The following is a 19,906-nucleotide window of genomic DNA, read 5'->3' on the forward strand; positions in this document are numbered from 1 at the left end:
ACATGATTCTATTCATTGAATCATTCACCATTTAAACCTTTTTTAAATTTTTGCCAAAAGGTCTTCAGCCAGTTTTTGCTCCGTTTAAAACGCTTTTTCTTTTCTTCCAAATCCTCACCGTAATAATTATACATATATTTATTATTTTGGGAGTAGAGGTAGGTGTTACCATACCCATAATTGTATCCCTCATAATAGTACCCCGAATCTAAAATACCATTGAAAACACCGTAAACATTGTTAACCTGCTTGTTATTAAACAAATCATTGATCATTACCAAATGATCTTTCATAGTATAATTCTGTCTTACAACATATAAATTGATATCAAACAGGCGCATCAAATCAATGGTTTCTGACACCAATCCAAGCGGTGGAGTATCGAATATAACTATATCAAACCGCTCTTCTAAATATAAAATAAATTGCTTTAATTTTTCTGTCTGTAGTAATTCTGCAGGATTTGGAGGGATTATGCCTGAGGGTACAAAGAATAAGTTTTCGTTTGCTGTTGGGATGATAATATCTTCTTCACTAACCTTTCCAATCAAGAATGAAGATAATCCTTTCTTTTCTGAGTGATTAAAATATGAACCAAGTTTGGGCCGCCTCAAATCAGCACCAACCACCACAGTTTTTTTGGAACCTAGGGCCATTACAGAAGCAAGGTTAAGAGAGGTAAAAGTTTTTCCCTCCCCGGAAACTGATGAAGTGACTAGTATCTTCTTACTTTCTTTATCAGATGCCAGATAATTAATCGCCGATCTTAACGATCTAAAAGACTCCGAAACAGCTGACTTGGGATGCTCTAATACGACCATGTTCGTATCCTTTTTACTATACCCAATAATCCCTAATTGTGGAATCATAAAGTGCTTTTTCAATCCTCTCTGATCTTTAATCCTATCATCAAAAACATCTCTGATCACCAAAAACCCAAATGGAATTAAAAAACCGAGAGCAATAGCCATTATGTAATTTTGTTGCTTCTTCGGGAATACTAATGTACCTCTTTTTGCATAATCAAGGATGGCATTATCAGATACATTAGAGGCCCGCGCAATACCGGCTTCCGCACGCTTTTCCAGCAAATATGTATATAAATTTTCACGCAATTGATACTCTCTAAAAATGGCAGAATATCTGGATTCAGCCTCAGGAAGTGCCCTAAACTGATCCTCATAGACCATGATATCTTGTTGGAGTAATTCTCGTTTTTCACGGGTATTTGATATCAAGTTATCGATATTTTCCACCAAAGCATCTTGGACTTTATCCATTTGTACATCAATTTTTGTGATGTCCGGGTGGTTATCATTAACTGAGGCTAACAACTTCCTTCTATCTTGTGACAAAGTAACCAGGGTTTGAATAAGTCCATTGAGCAAAGGATCCGGAATCCCCACTACAGAAGGTGCAATCACCTGGGAATAATCCTTGGTCTTTCCTTCCATATACTTCTTGATGGAAGCAAAATAAGATAGTTGAAAATCAAGCTCTTGAGCCTGCTCATCTAATCGATTCATTCGGTTGAGAATGTCTGAAAATTCAGCCGATACATTAATCATCCTATTCTCAACCTTAAAATTTTGAAGCTCACGTTCTTTTCTTCTCAAAGAGTCTTCTAAGTACCCAAGCTGTTCTTCAATAAATCGTAAGGTATTTTCGGCATTCCTGTTTTTTTCCCTCAACTCATAGTCTAGGTAACTCTCCATCAAGGCATTGATATAGTCTCTACCTTTATCTACCACAGTGGTCGTCGTGCGGATTTCGAGAACTGATGCCATCGCATTGACAAGGGTAATGCCAATAGACCTAGCCATCCTATCTTCCAAAGCTTGAGGATTCCTGAGCACATATACAATTGTTTCCCCAACCCTTCCCGGGTTAAATAAGTAAACTTTAAATTTTGCTCGGGAAGTCTGTATGTCTTCTCCAAAGGTAAAAACCCTATTGAATAGCTCTTCATTTCCCGATGCTCTCGCAGGATTGAAATCAAAAAATCCACCTTCATCTGGCTTCAACTTAAAGGTTTTATCTGTCAAAATATCCAACTGAACAGGAACATCCGTGATTTGTAAATGATCCCAATCTACTTCAATCCGAATGGGGCTACGGTCATATAATTCTATTTCTTTAATATTTGTCTTTGCATAATACTCCACATCAAAATGAAGCTTGGCAAGCGTCTCCTTTGCCAACTGCTTAGAAGACAACATCAAAATGTCATTTTCAAGATTGTATTGTCCAGAAAAAATTCTTGATCTATCTAAAATCTTGGCTTCGGGTGTATTATTCGCCTTGATGACAATAGTACCTGCTACAGAATATTCATCTACCGTGTATCTGTGAAAAATATACGTTCCAATGACGAAAAACAATACAAAGAGCACATACCAAGGCCAGTAACGAATGTATTTCGCAACTACATAGCGTATTTCGAGCGCTTTCTCCTCATTATCTAGTTGGCTAAGATCTAGTTTTTCCATACCTAATTTCCAACAAAAATAGTGACTAACAACAATCCTGTTAACAATGTCGCAACACCTATCTGTACGGCCCCAAGTAGATTGTCAGCTGTTCCAATCTGTCTTATTTTTCTGGGTTCCAGATATAGGATATCATTGTTTTGGATAAAATATAAAGGAGAACCTAATAAGGCTCGATCATTTAAATTAATCTGATGCAATTGGGTACCTCCATCATATTGACGAATTAAAAAGAGCTTTTCCCGCTTTGCTAAAATATTTGTTTCTCCTGATGCCGCCAATGCGTCAAAAATTGTTGCCCTATTTCTGAAAATAACCTTTGTTCCGACAGAGCCAAATTCTCCCAAGGTAGTGTATCTGATGCCTGCTGTTCTAAGTCTAACAAAAACATCTTCTTTGAAGTATGTATTGATAGCTTCTTGAACTATGTTTCGGGCTTGCTCTTCGGACATTCCTCCGATTTTTAATTTTCCCAGCCTTGGCAATTCTACAAAACCATCTTGATCAATAGTGTATCCCGTGAAATAAAAGATATCAGAGCCACCTCCGCCTCCGCCCATCATCATTCCTCCTCCTCCGCGCATGCCCTGTGCTCCTTGCAATACAAACCCCTGCAAAAGCTCTTCATCAGATGAAGCAAAATCAATATCCACTATATCAAAAGGCTGAAGAATATATACATAATCCACCTTCGCATAAGGAATAAATTCATTCAATTCAATTGGCTTATTCCCGGGAAGATTTTGTAAGTAGGTAATCTTTTTGTTGCTGATACAGGAACTTGCAAAAAAGAAAATAAATATAATAAAGGCACTGATTCTTACCATGTGAACATTTCAACAGAAACCAAAGATAGAGAAAGAATCTGACTTGAAGAAAGCACAACCTGCACAATTTATGCTCGGAAAGATTTACAAATTGGACTTTGATAAGTTGATTCTAGATTAAACTTTAAATTTCCCCCCCGTTTATTTAAACGATCTGAAAAAAATTCAATTTGTGGGATATACCTTCACTTCTGCAACAATAAGAGTTCAAACTTACCAGTGGAAAAGATATTTGAAACCGTATAATCCCCATAAAAATCATTCAGGTAAGCTGGCAGATAACTTGGTAAATCAACCTTGCTTTGAATGAGGTAGACTTTTTCAGCTTCTTCTAAACTACGGATTCCAAACCGTTCAAAATGCTTATGCTGCATAGGACTTCTAGAAATCCATCCCAGCATACTGAAAGGTATTGGATTTTGTGAGCTATAAGTAACATGATGTAATTCCGCATTCAGCCCATGAATAAATATCAGCTCTCCAGCAGGTACTTGCGCAAGACAAGCATAAACATCCCTATTCCAGCGCTCCCATTTACTTTTGGAAACCCACACATTAACTGAGTGAATCATCACTAAGGTAGCAAGCAAATAACTTACCACATAAAAAAAACCAGTTTGAGCGTTTTTCTTTTTGCTTAGGTGAAATAAAAACAATACACCCAGCATGATAAGCCCAAACAACGTCTGCACTCTCCCTGCTAATAACAAGAAGTAATTGAAAAGAACGTAACTTAAGCCCCATAAAAATCCAAAAATGATCAATTTGGGATATCGAAAACCCAAAAAGGAAATTGCTCCCAATAAACTGATCAAAAAAAAGGATTTGTAATACTCATACTTCATTCGTAAAAAAATCCTTTCTCCAAATGCCCTAGCAAAGTCAGAAGACAAAAAACCTTTATGAAGCTCACTTCTTTTGGCTTTAAGCTCCTGTATTGTTGGAACATCTGATTTTTCAAATAGCCACTCTTTAAAGTAAACCCACTTAAGTTGGGAAGGATCTTCCTTATCAGGATCTGTGAATTGGAAAAAGGGATGATCAATTACGCCTGCACGAGCTTTATTAAATTTTTCAAAGGCTCCATATTTCAAAGAAAACCGAAAGCCGGAATGAACCGAAATCAACAATATCAAAACAAGAAGCAAGCTTCTATGCTGATTAATGATATTCAGAATTTTGCGAAAATCCTCAAAAACAAGCCAATAAATCAGCCAACCGAACAACACAAAAAGAAATGAATCCGCTCGAATCAAAACTGCTGCAATAATTAAAAAGTAATATCCGCCCAATGAATTCTGTTGACCTACATGCTTTAAATTGGAAATTATACCAATAGTCCCTACAAATGCTGCAATGCCAGCAACAGCTGTAAACTGTAAAAAATAAACATGATGGATATGGTAGGCCAAAAATATACAAGACCAAAAAAGCCTGTGACCATTATCTTTGAAATTAGCAAATACCAATTTCATCCATTCATAGCTTGCAAGCATCATAACCGCAAACCAAGCCAATACATACCATTCCACACTGCTGGAAATAGTATATAAACTTGCTAATAATCCAGATAAAATAGGATGGATAAACACTGCATAATATTCGACCTCACCTGTATATGCGCCGTTAACTAACCACATCATCAAAACATCGTCATTGACCTGAAATCTAAATGGAGTGAAATACAACAGCACATGTAATCCAAGGCAAAAAATCAATAATTGATGATGGGTGGACAACTTAACTTTCATCGTATGGAATAAATATAAATCTTCCAAGCAGAGTTTGGATGTTCAAATCTATTCAAAAATTCTAACTCTTGAATGTCAATGGGTACAGATGAAAGAACTATGTCTGCTCCCAAGACTTGTTTGAGATATTCAAAATCCCAGGACAATTCCATAATTGGAGAAAAATCCAGCCATTGATACCGCATATAATCATCAGGATAGGTGCTGTTTTGAAAATAGCATTTATTACCCCATCTCCAAAATTGCCATTCTAAAAATTCATTTCCACGAATTTCCTCTGCAATAACTTTTCCTACCGCATACTTATGCTCTAAAGCATAATTCTGTATATAACCATCCAAACTTCTCATACCATTATAGACACTCACGGCTGGAGGCATATTCACATGTATTAAACGCAAGGATGACCAATCCGGACCCAAAAATGCTTTAATCTCATCATATGATTTTTCGGCAAAATACTCCCGAAAAGAAGGAGTCCTGTACTCGGATAATAAAGAAGCATAGGAAAAGCTATGCCTCCATTCATATTGATAAACCAAACAATTTATACCCACTAATACGACTAATATCAAGCGCTTCCCACTAAACTGCATCTGCAAAATCCAATATCCCAAAACAGAAAATAAAAGAAAGGGTATCCAATGGTTAAATCTAAGCAGATTGAGTGATTGTAAGATTGGAAGGTCAATACTTCCAAGACTCCAGGAAAAATAACGGGATATCAGCCAACAAAATCCAAGAATAAAAATCAACAACAATGTAAATACTCGAGGAATACCATAAAGTTTCTTTTGCATCCCAAAAAAAAGAAGACCGAAAAAAACCATTACAGGATAGATCAAACTATAAACAATCCCACTATAGTCACCATATAAGATTAGCGAAATAGGATTCCAATCTTTCCAAAGGTATTCGTAATAGCTGAATTCCGTCCGATGTGAAATAAATTCATCTTCCACAAAAAACTGATATAGATAATGATATTCCTGAATCAGGTAACAAAGCAACCACAATCCAAGAAACAACACCAAGCTCCATGCCGTCTTTTTGGAAGAAATACTATAAAAAATCGTGTAAGCAAAAAAACCAAACCATACATACCAACCACTCAATAAGGGTGTCGAATAAAAGCCATAAAATAAAAGAAAAATAATTGCTTGAGTATCAATTTTCTGGTCTTTGTAGCTTGTAAATAACCAAGCAAGCAATGGAATTGCAGCCAAACTTATGCCTCTGTGAGGGTAAAATACCAGGCTTGCCCATATCGCAGCAAGTGCTAAGCGGTCGACAATGTTTGCATTGCATAATAACCTTCCTGACCAATAATACATGGACACAAAGGCAATCCAACTTATTAAGAATTTCTGAACTGCAAAAGCCCAAAAAGAATCCATGAAAGCATACAGTAACGCAAAACCATGAATACCGGAAGGAAAAGAAAAGCGAGGTGTCACTAGTAAAAATCCTTCTACCTCAGAGGAAGGATGAGCCAAAAGCTTCCCTTGAGATGCCAAATTACGCAACCATACAAAATTAGAATCTAAATTATCAGAAACAATTACATGCACATCTTTTCCTAAAAACAGATAAGGCAACACCACCAAAAGTGCTAGCAAAAAGCCTCCTAAACCCACAAAAATGACAGAATTTCTTTGTAAACTACTCATTTGTTCTAATCCAAATTTCGAATCGCTCTCCTTCAAATTCATAGATATATTTTTGCTCAAAATACGCATCCCATGGAAAAGTCGAGCCTCCCTCAGGAGAAAATATCAGCAACTTATAATCCTTCCAATCCATAGCTAACATCTCTAATTGAGCTGCATTCCATACTCCAGGAACTTTGGGATGGACTAAGCCAAGTACATAGAGAACACCAGGATTTTGATAAAAGGAAAACAGCTCATCAGTACCAACGTCATACTGCTCCATGTATGCACGAATATCATGCAAAAACTCCATTCTTGCTTTATCCATCAAAATCTCCTGACCATTACCCATGGTGTAAATCCTGTTTTGCAGCAATAAGGAAGGCTGCCTAAAGGGATGTAGCCACAAAGCATAAACCATTAGCCCTAGACTAGCGAAAGGGAAAAACCAAAAAAAACGCTTAAAAACACGTGGTCTTGTGTTTTCCAAAGACAACAGAAAAAGCATCCAAAATGGTAAATAATGAATAGCCATTCGGAAAAAATACACATTACTCCCTGCATGTAGTAGCCATGGAATACCGACTAATAGCAAAGTTAATCCAACAGAAGAAGAAGAAGAAATAGCTGAAGTACTTAACATGCCCAGAATACTTATAAAAATTACAACAAAAAGGATACTTGGTTCCGGAACGATGAACGTGACATAGGCACTCCAACCAATCATAAGGAACCCAAAACTCCACCGAATCCAAGGATTGCCAATAAATTGTGAAGTTGTTCCAATGAGTTTTCCTGCTAAAAAAATCCACATGAACCATAAAAAACCAACTACCAATGTTTTGACAACATAAGAAGTAGGATAATGCACAAGCACCACTCCTCCCATCAATTGTATAAACACCTCATAAAACCTACTTTCACCCAAAAAAAAGTAGCTGATGGTTTCCATCAAACAAAAGGGCAGATATAAAAACAAATTTTTCCAATTGAACAGTTGCTTCGACCTCACCAATAACCCAACCATCAATAGACCCATACCCAAGGCTGCCGTTACTTTGACATATGCCAATAAAGCCAACAGCAATCCAATCACAATGACATCCAGTAAGCTGGACTTTTTGTAGTGGTACCATTTGATAATTATGGGAAGCATACACAGACCTGACATCACCGTCAAATGATTGTAAGAAAGCGATTGTGGGAGAAATGTGTAAGACAGCAATACACTGATTCCAAGCATCACAAGCTGCCAACTTTCAACTTTGCTCTCGAGTATTCGCAATGCTTGCATGGCTGCTATCCAGGAAACTCCAGTAACTAAGAGGCGAAGAAACCTTAACTCAATGATAGAAAACTCTATGGAGGTAAATTGAAAAATCAATTTAAAAAACACATCGTAATTCAATATGCGCTGTACATTTTCTTGGTCAGGAGATGCCATCAATCCATACAACCCTTCATCAGAAAAATCAAATCCCCTAGGTATCGCTACTATCACCAATACCAAGTGAAGGAGAAAAACTGTCCAGATGACAATAGTAAATGTCTTACCGATTTTCACAAATCAAATTTCGCAGATTAATTTAAAACTAATGAAATACCATCAAAAATGAGGAAAATTTCTAACTTTCAACCATGAATACAAGTAGTGCTTTTGTAATTAGCTTAGACTTCGAATTATTATGGGGAGTGTTTGACAAAGTGGGTTCTAAAATTGATAAAACCTATTTTTTAAATACTCGCAATACCATACCCAAAATTCTGGATTTATTTGAAAAATATCAGATCCAAGCTACTTGGGCTACGGTAGGGATGTTATTTGCAGAAAATGAGGAAGAATGGCTTTCCTATCAACCTGAGTACAAGCCTTCTTATAGAAACCCTGCTTTTTCAGCTTATGAATGGACTACAAAAAATGGACTTGACAAAGATTTACACTTTGCATTCCAACTTATTGAAGAAATATTCAAAACTCCCGGACAAGAAATAGGTAGCCATACATTTGCCCATTATTACACGTTAATGCGTGGTCAGACACCCTTGCAGTTCAGAAAAGACCTTCAAGCCGCACAGCGCATTGCCAAGGAAAAGTTAGGTATTTCTTTACAATCCTTGGTGTTTCCTAGAAATCATATGCACCTGCAATACTTGAGTATATGCAAGCAGGAAGGGTTTGATTTTGTCAGAGGCAATCCATTAAATTGGTATTGGCAGGAAACCCAGCACGAATCATTACTGAAAAAAGTATCTAGAACTGTTGATTGCTTCATTCCAATTGGAACGAGTTCCTTGGTTACTCCCGCACAAATTTATCCATATGAAAATGGTCCTTGGATCGTGCCTGCCTCCCGTTTATTACGCCCACACAAAGAATCAAATACCCTTATCAATAAATTGCGCATACAAAGAATCCTCAATGAATTGACCCTTAGTGCCCAATCCAAAAAAATGTACCATTTATGGTGGCATCCTCATAATTTTGGAAAAAATCCCCAAACATCCCTTCAAGAGCTTGAACAGATACTTCAGCATTTTCAACTGTTAAAAAGCAAATATGGCATGGAATCCCATTCCATGAAGTCACTCATTTCATCATCCATGCATGACACCTCGGCAGGACTCATTACCCCACAGATCCATTAAAAAAGCCCTTCTGTAGTATGGGCATAGATCTCTTTTCTAGTTGAAAGAGAATGGCAGTGTCCTAAAAAACCTCCATGTCTCCCAATGCAGTAGTCCAGGCTTGTAACTGAAAGAGTTCCGTAGGAAAATCCTTGGTTAAATTTTTAACTGTCAGACCAGGGCCATTGAATACCCAAAATCTTCCGATACCCAATTGCTGTAATTTCTTGGCATGAAGAGAAGAAGCCGTAAGTAAATGCGCCCTTTCTGTGGAAATTGCATGTTTCAACTGATTTAAAAAAACTTCTTCCCCATTCCCAAAAGATGTAAATCCTAGCTCAACTATTCTTAATTCCCTCAATCCTTTCAATTGCTTGATTCGATAAATGCAAAAAAAATCTTTTCCATTACTAAGGCATACATAAGTAGAAACAGGACAGTGTAAATACCTCCAATAAAGAAAATCCTTAGATAAAACAGTCTGCCAATGATACGTTTGTTCAAATTTAGAAAAGTCAAATCCTTCTAAAGCTTCCCAGTTACTTTCCACCTGCCCAATCCGAGCTCCCAACAACCAAGTTGGCTTAATCCCAACAGCCAGAGAACCAATTTTTCTCCATCCAAGTTTTAAATAGCCAGGTTCAGAATATTGATTAGGAGTATTAAAAATGAAATCAAAACCATCAATTCTCACCTCATCTATTAGCTGCTTGGTAAGCTTTGAAAAAATCCCCTTACCTTGATACGTCGGCAGTACAGCCGTGTCCACTGCTCTCAAAGCTTGATATTTCTTACTTCCGTACATCCATTCCCAACGGAGAAAGGCTCTGACACCGATTATCTTTCCGTTTTCACAGGCCAGTAAAACAGGTGAAACACCGAAAGGGTTTTGTTGATGTTTCCAGAGCCACAAGGTTTCGGACTTGGGCATCAAGGAATCACCTAATGAAGCCTTCAGTACCTGTACTATCTCAGCTAAGTCTTGATCGGTCGCTTTTCTTACTTCAAGCATAGGAATACTTTTCAAGAACTTGGTAATAAATTTCTTCCAATTGCTGAACCATAGTTTCCATGGAAAACTCCTCCTCTACTCTTTTCCGGGCTGCGGCAGAAAATTTCTCCTGCAAATTTCTATCCTGAATCAGCCTAAGAACTAATGGTTTCAATTCCTGCCAGTTTTCCACATTACATAAAAACCCTTCCACTCCATCTTGAATTACTTCCCCAATACCTCCAGCACGGGTAGCTACCACAGGCACGCCACAGGCCATTGCTTCCAACATAGCAATAGGTAATCCCTCAAATTCAGATGAACTCATGTACACATCCATGCAGGACAAATACGGAACCACTTGCTTTTGAACACCTACACAATGAAAATTGGCTGCTTTTCCAGAAACTTGAATCTGATTCAAAATCTTTTCTTTCCAATCTCCATCACCCACTAATAAAAAATGAGTATCAGGTGCATTTTTCAACAATTCTAAAGCAACCTCAACCCACAACCATAAGCGTTTTTGACTCCTGAAAACAGCCACTTTGCCCACCACAAAAGCCTCCTCGGGAATGCCCAATGCCCTGCGCAGCTCCATGGCTTGCTTGGTGGACCTAGCAAACTGATGAATATTGACACCATTTTGAACGGTTCGCACGCGCAATCTCCCATGAGGTCTTAAAGGGCTCAACAAAAGATTCAACTGCATCGAAAGAGCGACTTCATTGGATACCGCGATAGCCACATCCTGCATTTTGAACGTCAGCCTATTTCCCTAGTACGAAAGCTTATTATATCGATCCCAGGTATTATGCTCTGTGTAAACAATGGGTATTGACTGATTTCTCCCAACCAAACGGGCCAAAATACCTGCCCAAGGTAAGTGGGAATGTATCAAATTTATACCATGCGCATGTAAGTACTTTCTAACCTTAGAAATTTGAAAAAACAAGCCCAAATTCCCAGAAGGGATTAAGTGAACACGCACACCGGCACCTTCCAACTCATCAACTATGTTTTCTTCCTGATGATAGAAATAAATGCAATGGAACTCGAATTTATCCTTATGGTGCATTAACACCGTTTCCGGTATTAGCTTCTCTGCCCCTCCTCTGCCTAAAGACTTGATGAGGTGAAGCACTCTTATTTTTTGTGACATGCTTTGGGTGAACTAGCAAGGGATGAACTGCCAAGTTTGAAATCAAATGTAGAAAAATGATGTGGAACAAACAATTATGGTTAGGATAGCAGTATAAATGATCAATTAAAAAATATATAACATACTAGCTACTCTGCATAAGATTAGGATTTTGTCAATTCTATACCTTTGCTAGGTTTTCTTACAAAAATAAACATCGACAACAGATCTCCCCTTGCCAACCCAACAAGCAAAAAATTAACCAATGACTAAATTTTCAAATTCCCAATTTCTATTTACCTTTCCATAATGTTTGGTGCCATATTTTTAATCATAGTCCTATTTGGGGTTTCGCAGCCTATTATGAATGGGTTGCAACAAAAACATCCCTATCTCAAAGCAGGTCTCCTCAACCAAATGTACTGGTATCACATGTTTTTTGGATTGGTGTATTACACTTATGCAGTTTTTAATCCATCCGATTCAAAAAACTATTTTAAAATGGCAAAAAACGGTTATAACAACTGGTTTGATGCCTTTCATGCCGGTACGGAATTTGTTGAATGGTTTGCCTATCCTTTTGTCAATTATCTTTTTTTCAACTATGAAATGATCATGTTTTTCTGCACCTGGATTGGATTCCTTGGTTTTATTTACTTTTACTGTTTTTTTAAAGAAAATCTTCGTTTCAACCCCAAATTTGAAGGTTGGGATGCGATTACCATTTTTATGTTTCTACCGAATATGCATTTTTGGACTTCTTCGTTGGGAAAAGGTGCCATTATTTTTGGAGGATTGGGCTTATTGACTTATGGTTTATCCTTTCCTGCCAAAAGAATCCCTCAATTGCTCATTGGGGGATTTTTAGTGTACATGATTCGCCCACATATTTTCTTTGCGGTGCTGATAGGAATGGCGGTGGGATATGTATTGGGAAGGGAAAAAGTACCTTTGTATCAAAAATACCTCACAGCGATAGCGGGGATTGTGCTATCGGTTCTATTTTATGAAAAAATCATTTTGTACTTGGGCTACGACCCCAATAACCTGCTTGAAAGCTTTGAAGAGGAGTCAGCCTTAAATGCACAACGCTTACAGTCGGCTGGTTCTGGGGTGGATATGAGTAATTATAGTTTACCCATGAAACTATTTACTTTTTGGTTTAGGCCATTATTTGTAGACTCACCCAATGCTTTGGGAATTGTGGTTTCTATTGAAAATGTGCTTTACCTGTACATGTTTAGCAAAATCTTTCACAAGGACTTTATTAAATATATCAAAGATGCCCCTGCCATGGTAAAGATGTCGGGAATTGTATTTTTCTCCATCTCCATCTCAATGACCTATATCATGTCCAATCTAGGTATTATCATCCGCCAAAAATCCCAAATCATGTTTTACATGCTTTTTGTGGTGGCAGCCTTTCTGGATTGGCAAAAAACGCAGCGTATTAAAAAGCGGGGAGAAATTTATAATCGAATCGTGGAAGCCGAACGTCGCAAGCTCCTATCTCTCACAGATAAAGGAGATTGAGCAGATTTCATGCAGAAGAGTTTCTCGCAGATAAAGGAGATTGAACAGATTTTATACGTAAAATTTTCATTGATAGAGGAGATTTGGCAGATTGTAACATGGATGGCAAAAAATATTTCAACTTTATTTCGCGAAGCATATTTCAATTTATTTCCACTTTATTTCGCGAAACATTTTTCAATCTATTTCTACCTTATTTCGCGAAGCATATTTCCTTTTTCAAACTCCCAAAATCTCTCCTCACCAATATCCATTCCCTTTATTTCCGTGTCTTCTGCGAGCGCAATTCCATGTAGAATCCTTCAAATTGCTTTGCAATCTTTTCAATCGTATAATGCTCCAATACTAGTTTTTGTGCTGCATCCAACTTTGGGGTATTATCAGAAAGCAGGCAAGTATGGATGGCTTGGATAAAGGCTTTATCATTTCCTGGTTGGACACAGTAGCCAGTTTGTTTATTTAAAACCTCGGGAATCCCTCCTACCCCATAGGCAATTACAGGAACCCGCAGGGCCATGGCTTCCAAAATCACCGCAGGGAGCCCTTCGATAGATGATGGCATTACCAAAGCTTTTGCATGTTTAAGAATAGTATATGGATTGCTTAGATTAGGTAAAATGTGAATTCTTTGTACTAGATTTAATTGATTAACTTTTTCAATGAGAGCATTTTTTAAAGCCCCATCTCCAACTAACATTAATTTAATTGATTGATTTTCCGATTTTTCAAATATTGATATCATATTCAGAGGATTTTTTTCAGGAACTAAACTACCTAACTGAAGCAGATATGAAGTTATTTTAGAAAATGAATCCAATGTTTGCGATAGTTTTCGAAGCTTTTTTTCATCTATCCCAATTGTAATCACCACACATGGTTTTTTTGAAATTTTAAAGAAACCCAGCAAATCTGATTTCGTTGCATTACTAACAGAAACAATCCCGTCTATTTGACTTAAAAAATACTTGTATAAGAGCTTTTTCGGTGAATTCTTTATAAAATCACTCATCTTATTGGCATTCCTATAAATCAGTGCATACGTTACCTTTCCAAAAAATCTAGCCATGACACACACCCTAAGCGTATGGGAGGCATTAGCCTGAACGATCTCGGGAGAAAAATCTCGAAGTACTTTTGCCAATTGCTTAGGAGCTTCAAATGCCAATTTTGACTCATTCCTACAATTCAATTGAATAAATTTCCCTGTATACAAAAGCTCTCCTGACCCTTGAAACAAAGAAATCACGATAACCTCATGTCCAAGTTTGGTTAACTGCTCGGCTAATTGCACAGCGAATATTTCCGCACCTCTTCGCTGAGGTCTTGTGATGACTTGAACTATCCGCATACCGACTGATAAAAGTTCAAGAATCGTTTAGCTTGGACAGGGAGAGAAAATTTTTCTATAGCTACACTAAAACCTTGTTTTAATCGAGTACATTTTTCTTCTAGTGGCATTACTTCCCATTTTTTCAACTTTTCGAGTAAGGAACTCATGGAATTATAGTCATACGTAAAACATGCGGTTCCATCTTCAATCATTTCAGGGATTCCTCCCACATGAGATGCAAATACTGGAATGTGATAACGCATCGCTTCGGCAATTACGGCTGGGCAGCCTTCAATAGCTGATGGAAGAATCAAATAGGCATTGGAAGGAATTTGTTCCCAAGGATGCTCGATCGCACCTTTAAAAATCAATCGATCTGTAAATTTTTCCCTAGCCAGTTGTTGACATTCAGCTAAGCATGGACCATCCCCAAAAAAGGTACAGGTAATTGTAGGATTGCTATTTAGTAGAAATTCAAAATTTTCAATTAACCATCGTTGGTTTTTTTCAGCTGTAAATCCGGCTATGCAAACTAGTGAAATACCATCATCTGATGTATATGGCTTTGTGAGTGTGGTATGCGATACACCTATAGGGATGACTGTTTGTGGAATTCTTTGGTGAGATCGGTTGAAAATTGTTGATTTTGAATCTTGTTCAAAAACCATACTACTACAGTCAATATATTTTCCTTTTTTGATGGATTGAAAATCTTGGTAGGAAAAATCGGATACATGAACACATGCATTCAATTCTTGCGCTAGGAATTTGTAGAGTAGGCTATGTAAGTACGAGTGGATGTAATAATTGACTACTCCCCCATTATTGAAAATCAATTTGCTGGTAATTATTCCTAATTTTTTGGCTAAAGATGCCACTAATAAGGTATCACCTCCATTAGCCTGAACGATATCCGGTTGAAATTCTTTTATGATCGAATGTAGCCTAAGCCAAGGCCTCCAATGCAATAAATTACGTTTAGCATGTAGATTCAGGGAATTCTGAGTTCCTGTAAATGGTAAATCAAATGTTCCTTGTTGGTATAAGGTGAGCAACTGCACGTGATGACCGTGTTTAAGCAATTCATTGCCTATTTGAGAAGCAAACAGCTCTTGCCCTCTCGCTTGGGGACGTTGGATTAGGAGTAAAATTCTCATTTTCTAAAATAAAAATCTACCCAAGCTGTTTCTTCTTGAAAGTTGAGTGTATGGATTCCTAAAGCTGGGGCATCAGCCTCTACCCTACCAATTTCTTGCTCTTGATAATGGGTAAGGGAAAGATTGGTAATCTCCATTAATCGAATGCGATGACCGTAACGTAATTCAGAATCTTGAGCAGGTCTTATCAATTGATCTCCCCAGTTAAAAATGTTACCAGCAGGCCTAGCTTTTCTCACATCGGATACGATGGGATTCAGTGGGGAAGGTTCCCAATGAGCTTGAGTTAAGGTTGGAGAAAAGTACAGGTGCAACTCGTCGAAAGGAGAAGATAGCTCATGCGATTTTTGATTAACAAAAAGCCAAAATCCTTTTTCATTTTTATAAATAGTAGGATCATAGCCCTCTATTGCTAATAGAATGGATTTTCTTTCCCAGTGAAAAGGAAATTTGATGGCTTCATATAAGTATAGTTTCCCAACCTGTGAAGATTCAGGTACCATAAAAAAAGTATCATTTACTGAAAAAATAAATGGATAAGATACATGCCAGGATTCTTCCAGCACTCGATGACCTAGTCCATTGCCGTCTAATACTACGATTGATCCCTTAGCTGATTTTTTGTCATAGCACTCGGCAAAAATCCATGTTGTTTTTCCTTCTTTCACGGGAAATGGATCAGCTAAGTATGTGTTTGGAAATGGATTTTTTAGAAAACTCTTCGGTGGAATTACGGTGTTTCCAGAAATCTGAATAATTTCAACATTGGCAGATCCTACTTCCCAGTGTGCGGGTAATTTCCATTCATCGAATTTCCTATCAATTGTATTCCATAAGTGCTTTGTTAAAAGAGCAAGCATTTGCCAATTGCTTGGATTCCTTTTGAGCGGAGCAGGAGGTGCAATGGGTGAACTAGCTGGGACAACTAATGGATCTAGTGCGAATCGTTTTAAGACACGAACAGGAAAAAATGAAGAAACCCAAAAAAGTTTTTGGGCATTTCTTTCTACACTTAATGGATCGGTTTGGGTAAGGCTTTCATATAAGATTTCTCCTTGATCTAATGCTTCCGAGAGTCGCATGAGAACCACTCCTGTAGATGCCTGTTTTTCCATAACTTCCCAAAAGGCGGGTGGACCACCGCGATAATATCGGGGATTGCCATGATGAAAAGACCATATACCCAAACGTGGAAGCGCTAAGATAGGACCAGAAAGTATTCTAAAACCAAAACGCAAGATTATATCTAAGTGAAATGATGCTATTTCGTTTAGATTTTCCGAACTGAATGCATCACGATACTTGCTTTGGATGGGTTGGACTGGAATTACAGGAGTAGTTTTTTCTAGTAAGCTATAAATGAATTGTTTCTTAAAAGCATCTTGAGCTGGCTTGAATAAAAAGCGATCTACTTTTCGGTAGAGTTTGTACAAAAAATTAGATGATTTTTTACTGGATAAGGGATGTTGATTCAAGATAATCACTTCTATCCGTGCAAGTCCAGAAAGCTGCAATTCTTGGACACAATTGAGCTGCCAAGCTTGAAGATGTAATTGGTCTACCATAATTCCAATTCGGTACATAGCCATCTTCAAACTACTTTAAGGGATTTTTTCGTACGAAAATCAAAAATTCTATGCAATATTTGCTCATAGGTTTGTGCAATAGTCTCAATAGTAAATCGTTCGAGTGCAATTATTCGAGCCCTTTGTCCCATTGTTTTTGCCAGTTGGGGATCACTTTGTAGCCAAGCTATTTTTTGAGCAAGAACTTGGCTGTTACCTACTGGGTAAATCAGAGCCGATTCTTGATCGTTAACGGCCTCCAAATTCATGGGAATATCCGATGCAATAATGGGCATACCCGCCATCATTGCTTCTACTAAAGCACCTGAAAAACCCTCGTACCAGGAAGGGAATAGAAAACAGTCAGGAGTGAATAGTGAACAGTGATCAGTGAACGGTGGACAGTTGTCAGTTGACTGTTGACCGTTAACCGTAGCCTCTGGACTATATCCTCGAAGTAAGACTTTCATTGGATCGGCTATTTTTCCTGGGAGGAAGACTGAATTGCTTAACCCCAAGCTGTTAATTTTGGTCTCCAGTTGTTTACGAAATGGTCCTTCTCCAAAAATTGTTAGGGTACAGTCAGGATTGCTTGGTAGGATTTGGGCAAAGGCTTCAATGGCATCTTGAAATCCCTTCCGTTCGAGGAGGCGACCGAAGGAAATAAAGTGTTTGATTGGTTCAGTCTTGTGTGGTCTGGACTGGGCAGGAACAGGCCGTCCACGGTAAACAACCGAAATTTTTTCTTTGGCAATTCCTAAGGTCTTGACATGGGAATCAGCCAAGGCTTGGGCATTGGCAATCCAATGGATGGGGATTTCTGCAGTCAATCGATCCAGCCAATACACCAACTTATATTTCAAGCCGTGTTTATCTTTCCAAGCAATTGGAGCGTATGAATCATTCACCAATGTACCGACCAAAGGCACTCTTGTTAGTAGAGAAGCCATTCGGGTAATGATATCTGCACGCCATAAGCAGGAAATCAACAGATCAGGTTTTTCCTGCTTGATCAACCGCACAAGCTTAGTTATCGCCTTTACAAAATGGTATGACTCCGGAATATCTAAAAAAATGAGCCGGATATCGGCTTTTTCGTAGGCTTCTTTTAACTCGTGTTTGGGGTAAAAATAGACTACAGTAACTTCAATATCCTGCGAAAAACGGTAGAGAATCTCCAAATGGCTGCGCTCTGCTCCGGCGTTGACTAGGGCGTCTTGGGTGAGGAGGAGTTTCATATCAAAAAATCCTTTTCAAAGTTAATGGATCAATCGTTTTCCCTCTTTTGTTTATTATTCCATCCCAGATCCCCATCAATCTGTATTTCACCGTTTGGACGGGCGTTTTCCCGAATATCATTGCATGAATGATAAACCGAAGTTGTCGGTTGATGTAGCCCATCAAACGCTTCCAAGAAAACTGATCGCGCAATACAAAAATGTGATTTCTAGATTGATAGTATCCCCTCCAAATCAATGACTTGGACGAAGCTTGACTCCCCAAATGCAACCTATTGACCAATTTCTCCTTTGTGCAAAGGAGAAAAACCTGAAATCCATTCCTTTTGGCTCTTTGGCAATATTCATAATCCTCAGCCATGATAAAATAATCCGGGTCAGGGGTTCCTACTACTTCCATTAGTTTTTTGGGAACAAGAGCATTGTCAACCAATACGAAATCCACAGGAATCAACCCGTCATTGGCCTCTTGCCGTCTTGGTATCCCCTTCTTGAAAATATATCCTTCCAATCCTATGATCGCATTTTCACTAATTGATCGGGAAGCATTCAATAAACTTTCCAAGACCATCGGACTTGGAAAACTATCATCATCCATCAACCAAAAAAAATCAACACCCCATTTTCGATTTGCCTCACGCATCCCAATATCCAAGCCTCCTGACCAACCGATATTCTGGCCCATGGGTAAAAAATCAAACTCACTCTGGTTTGTCAAATATTCGAGTGTACCGTCATTACTCCCATTCTCAACAATTAATACATTGTCAGGCTTTCTGCTTTGTTTCCTGATATGTTCCAGATTCATTTTTAATGTATCCAGTCGATTAAAGGTGACGATAATCAGCGCTACTTTTTCCAACTCAAAATCTGTAATAAATAGACAATTCCTTAGTGGTGAATTTCGAATACCCAAATGGTTTGACCACTTGGTCAATCAATTCACTGCATCCCGGTTTGATTCGGTCGTGAGTTTCAATCATTATCATTGTCACAACCGGTAACCACTCCTCTGCCCGATTTTTAAATAATTCAAATTCCGATCCTTCAATATCTATTTTCAATAAATCAATTTGATCAAGATCATTTTCTCGAATCAATTGAGGGATCGTAATCGTGACTATATCAGACTTCTCACCGTCTTTAGTCAATTTTGTTTCAAAAGCCCAACTTCCTGCCTTTGAGTCATGAATTTTCAGAAAGGTATTTTCATGCCACAACCCGGCCTTGATTGGAAATATGGTCGATCTGCTTTTTACATTTTCCTGTAAAATCTCAAAATTGGAGGCCTCCGGCTCTATTGCATAAATCTTTGAATTCGGAAATTTTGACGCAAACCAAACCGCAGAATAGCCAACATTGGCTCCGGCATCTACAATGACTTCGGGATTGAAATCTGCCGGAAAAAAATGGTATACCTCATCCAAAAAAATCTGCTTAAAGACTCGAATATCAGAACTTCCCTTTCTGATCATCATCTTTCCAAAATCTCTTTGGATGTCTAAGGATTTAAACCAAGAGGAAAGGTTTTGTAATCGATATCCTAATGACCTAAAAACAAGTTCTTTCAGTTTCATAACGTGCCATAATAAATTTATTCCAAACGC

The 19,906-nt window shown here is 38.0% G+C and carries 16 protein-coding genes; 2 read left to right on the forward strand and 14 right to left on the reverse strand.

Annotated elements, in window-relative coordinates; all coding sequences use genetic code 11:
* Positions 1–20: 20 nt before the first annotated feature.
* From IE080_RS00155 to IE080_RS00175, 5 genes are all read right to left on the reverse strand, one after another.
* Complete coding sequence (locus IE080_RS00155) at positions 21–2,489, reverse strand: GumC family protein (protein ID WP_189578216.1); 2,469 nt, start codon at positions 2,487–2,489, stop codon at positions 21–23.
* A gap of 2 nt (positions 2,490–2,491) precedes the next feature.
* A complete protein-coding gene (locus IE080_RS00160; protein WP_189578218.1) occupies positions 2,492–3,316 on the reverse strand; it encodes a polysaccharide biosynthesis/export family protein in 825 nt (274 codons plus the stop codon).
* Positions 3,317–3,501: 185 nt separating this feature from the next.
* The gene (locus IE080_RS00165) at positions 3,502–5,067 is read right to left on the reverse strand and encodes a hypothetical protein (protein ID WP_189578220.1); all 1,566 of its coding nucleotides are present in this window, start codon (positions 5,065–5,067) and stop codon (positions 3,502–3,504) included.
* Entirely contained in the window at positions 5,064–6,737 is a 1,674-nt protein-coding gene (locus tag IE080_RS00170; RefSeq protein WP_189578222.1) for a DUF6044 family protein, read from the reverse strand. The genes IE080_RS00165 and IE080_RS00170 overlap by 4 nt, the downstream gene beginning before the upstream one ends.
* On the reverse strand, positions 6,730–8,283 hold the full coding sequence (locus IE080_RS00175; RefSeq protein WP_189578224.1) for a hypothetical protein: 1,554 nt from the start codon (positions 8,281–8,283) through the stop codon (positions 6,730–6,732). The genes IE080_RS00170 and IE080_RS00175 overlap by 8 nt, the downstream gene beginning before the upstream one ends.
* Before the next feature lie 74 nt (positions 8,284–8,357).
* Between IE080_RS00175 and IE080_RS00180 the strand changes: the two genes are divergently transcribed.
* Positions 8,358–9,365, forward strand: a complete 1,008-nt coding sequence (locus IE080_RS00180) for a polysaccharide deacetylase family protein (protein WP_189578226.1) — start codon at positions 8,358–8,360, stop codon at positions 9,363–9,365.
* 61 nt (positions 9,366–9,426) lie between these two features.
* On the opposite strand, the gene IE080_RS00185 is transcribed toward IE080_RS00180, so the two are convergent.
* From IE080_RS00185 to IE080_RS19415, 3 genes are read right to left on the reverse strand one after another with little or no spacing between them, the layout of a single operon-like run.
* Positions 9,427–10,356, reverse strand: a complete 930-nt coding sequence (locus IE080_RS00185) for a GNAT family N-acetyltransferase (RefSeq protein ID WP_189578228.1) — start codon at positions 10,354–10,356, stop codon at positions 9,427–9,429.
* Positions 10,349–11,083, reverse strand: a complete 735-nt coding sequence (locus IE080_RS19410; protein ID WP_229800431.1) for a glycosyltransferase — start codon at positions 11,081–11,083, stop codon at positions 10,349–10,351. Before IE080_RS19410 ends, IE080_RS00185 begins: the two co-directional genes overlap by 8 nt.
* A gap of 30 nt (positions 11,084–11,113) precedes the next feature.
* Positions 11,114–11,497 (reverse strand): glycosyltransferase, encoded by a 384-nt coding sequence (locus IE080_RS19415; protein ID WP_229800432.1) that lies wholly within the window; start codon positions 11,495–11,497, stop codon positions 11,114–11,116.
* 342 nt (positions 11,498–11,839) lie between these two features.
* Here IE080_RS19415 and IE080_RS00195 point away from each other — a divergent pair, with 342 nt between their 5' ends.
* Positions 11,840–13,009, forward strand: coding sequence for a hypothetical protein (locus IE080_RS00195; protein WP_229800433.1), 1,170 nt, complete (start codon positions 11,840–11,842; stop codon positions 13,007–13,009).
* Positions 13,010–13,268: 259 nt separating this feature from the next.
* Here IE080_RS00195 and IE080_RS00200 read toward each other — a convergent pair whose 3' ends face one another.
* Genes IE080_RS00200 through IE080_RS00225 form a run of 6 tightly spaced genes read right to left on the reverse strand, consistent with a single transcriptional unit; the run spans position 13,269 to position 19,876 of the window.
* A complete protein-coding gene (locus tag IE080_RS00200; RefSeq protein ID WP_189578232.1) occupies positions 13,269–14,357 on the reverse strand; it encodes a glycosyltransferase family 4 protein in 1,089 nt (362 codons plus the stop codon).
* Positions 14,348–15,496, reverse strand: a complete 1,149-nt coding sequence (locus IE080_RS00205) for a glycosyltransferase family 4 protein (RefSeq protein ID WP_189578234.1) — start codon at positions 15,494–15,496, stop codon at positions 14,348–14,350. The genes IE080_RS00200 and IE080_RS00205 overlap by 10 nt, the downstream gene beginning before the upstream one ends.
* Entirely contained in the window at positions 15,493–17,085 is a 1,593-nt protein-coding gene (locus IE080_RS00210) for a glucosamine inositolphosphorylceramide transferase family protein (protein ID WP_189578236.1), read from the reverse strand. Before IE080_RS00210 ends, IE080_RS00205 begins: the two co-directional genes overlap by 4 nt.
* A 2-nt stretch (positions 17,086–17,087) precedes the next feature.
* A complete protein-coding gene (locus tag IE080_RS00215; RefSeq protein ID WP_189578238.1) occupies positions 17,088–18,299 on the reverse strand; it encodes a glycosyltransferase family 4 protein in 1,212 nt (403 codons plus the stop codon).
* Position 18,300: 1 nt separating this feature from the next.
* The gene (locus IE080_RS00220) at positions 18,301–19,215 is read right to left on the reverse strand and encodes a glycosyltransferase (protein WP_189578239.1); all 915 of its coding nucleotides are present in this window, start codon (positions 19,213–19,215) and stop codon (positions 18,301–18,303) included.
* Entirely contained in the window at positions 19,163–19,876 is a 714-nt protein-coding gene (locus IE080_RS00225) for an FkbM family methyltransferase (RefSeq protein ID WP_189578241.1), read from the reverse strand. Before IE080_RS00225 ends, IE080_RS00220 begins: the two co-directional genes overlap by 53 nt.
* Between the last annotated feature and the right edge of the window lie 30 nt (positions 19,877–19,906).

The sequence above is a fragment of the Mongoliitalea lutea genome (genome assembly GCF_014652135.1).
Classification (GTDB): domain Bacteria; phylum Bacteroidota; class Bacteroidia; order Cytophagales; family Cyclobacteriaceae; genus Mongoliitalea; species Mongoliitalea lutea.

Excerpts from the sequence above, each read along its gene's own strand:
- IE080_RS00155 (WP_189578216.1), bottom strand. The coding sequence starts at position 2,489 with ATGGAAAAACTAGATCTTAGCCAACTAGATAATGAGGAGAAAGCGCTC.
- IE080_RS00160 (WP_189578218.1), bottom strand. The coding sequence starts at position 3,316 with ATGGTAAGAATCAGTGCCTTTATTATATTTATTTTCTTTTTTGCAAGT.
- IE080_RS00165 (WP_189578220.1), bottom strand. The coding sequence starts at position 5,067 with ATGAAAGTTAAGTTGTCCACCCATCATCAATTATTGATTTTTTGCCTT.
- IE080_RS00170 (WP_189578222.1), bottom strand. The coding sequence starts at position 6,737 with ATGAGTAGTTTACAAAGAAATTCTGTCATTTTTGTGGGTTTAGGAGGC.
- IE080_RS00180 (WP_189578226.1), top strand. The coding sequence starts at position 8,358 with ATGAATACAAGTAGTGCTTTTGTAATTAGCTTAGACTTCGAATTATTA.
- IE080_RS00185 (WP_189578228.1), bottom strand. The coding sequence starts at position 10,356 with ATGCTTGAAGTAAGAAAAGCGACCGATCAAGACTTAGCTGAGATAGTA.
- IE080_RS19415 (WP_229800432.1), bottom strand. The coding sequence starts at position 11,497 with ATGTCACAAAAAATAAGAGTGCTTCACCTCATCAAGTCTTTAGGCAGA.
- IE080_RS00195 (WP_229800433.1), top strand. The coding sequence starts at position 11,840 with ATGAATGGGTTGCAACAAAAACATCCCTATCTCAAAGCAGGTCTCCTC.
- IE080_RS00200 (WP_189578232.1), bottom strand. The coding sequence starts at position 14,357 with ATGCGGATAGTTCAAGTCATCACAAGACCTCAGCGAAGAGGTGCGGAA.
- IE080_RS00205 (WP_189578234.1), bottom strand. The coding sequence starts at position 15,496 with ATGAGAATTTTACTCCTAATCCAACGTCCCCAAGCGAGAGGGCAAGAG.
- IE080_RS00210 (WP_189578236.1), bottom strand. The coding sequence starts at position 17,085 with ATGGCTATGTACCGAATTGGAATTATGGTAGACCAATTACATCTTCAA.
- IE080_RS00215 (WP_189578238.1), bottom strand. The coding sequence starts at position 18,299 with ATGAAACTCCTCCTCACCCAAGACGCCCTAGTCAACGCCGGAGCAGAG.
- IE080_RS00225 (WP_189578241.1), bottom strand. The coding sequence starts at position 19,876 with ATGAAACTGAAAGAACTTGTTTTTAGGTCATTAGGATATCGATTACAA.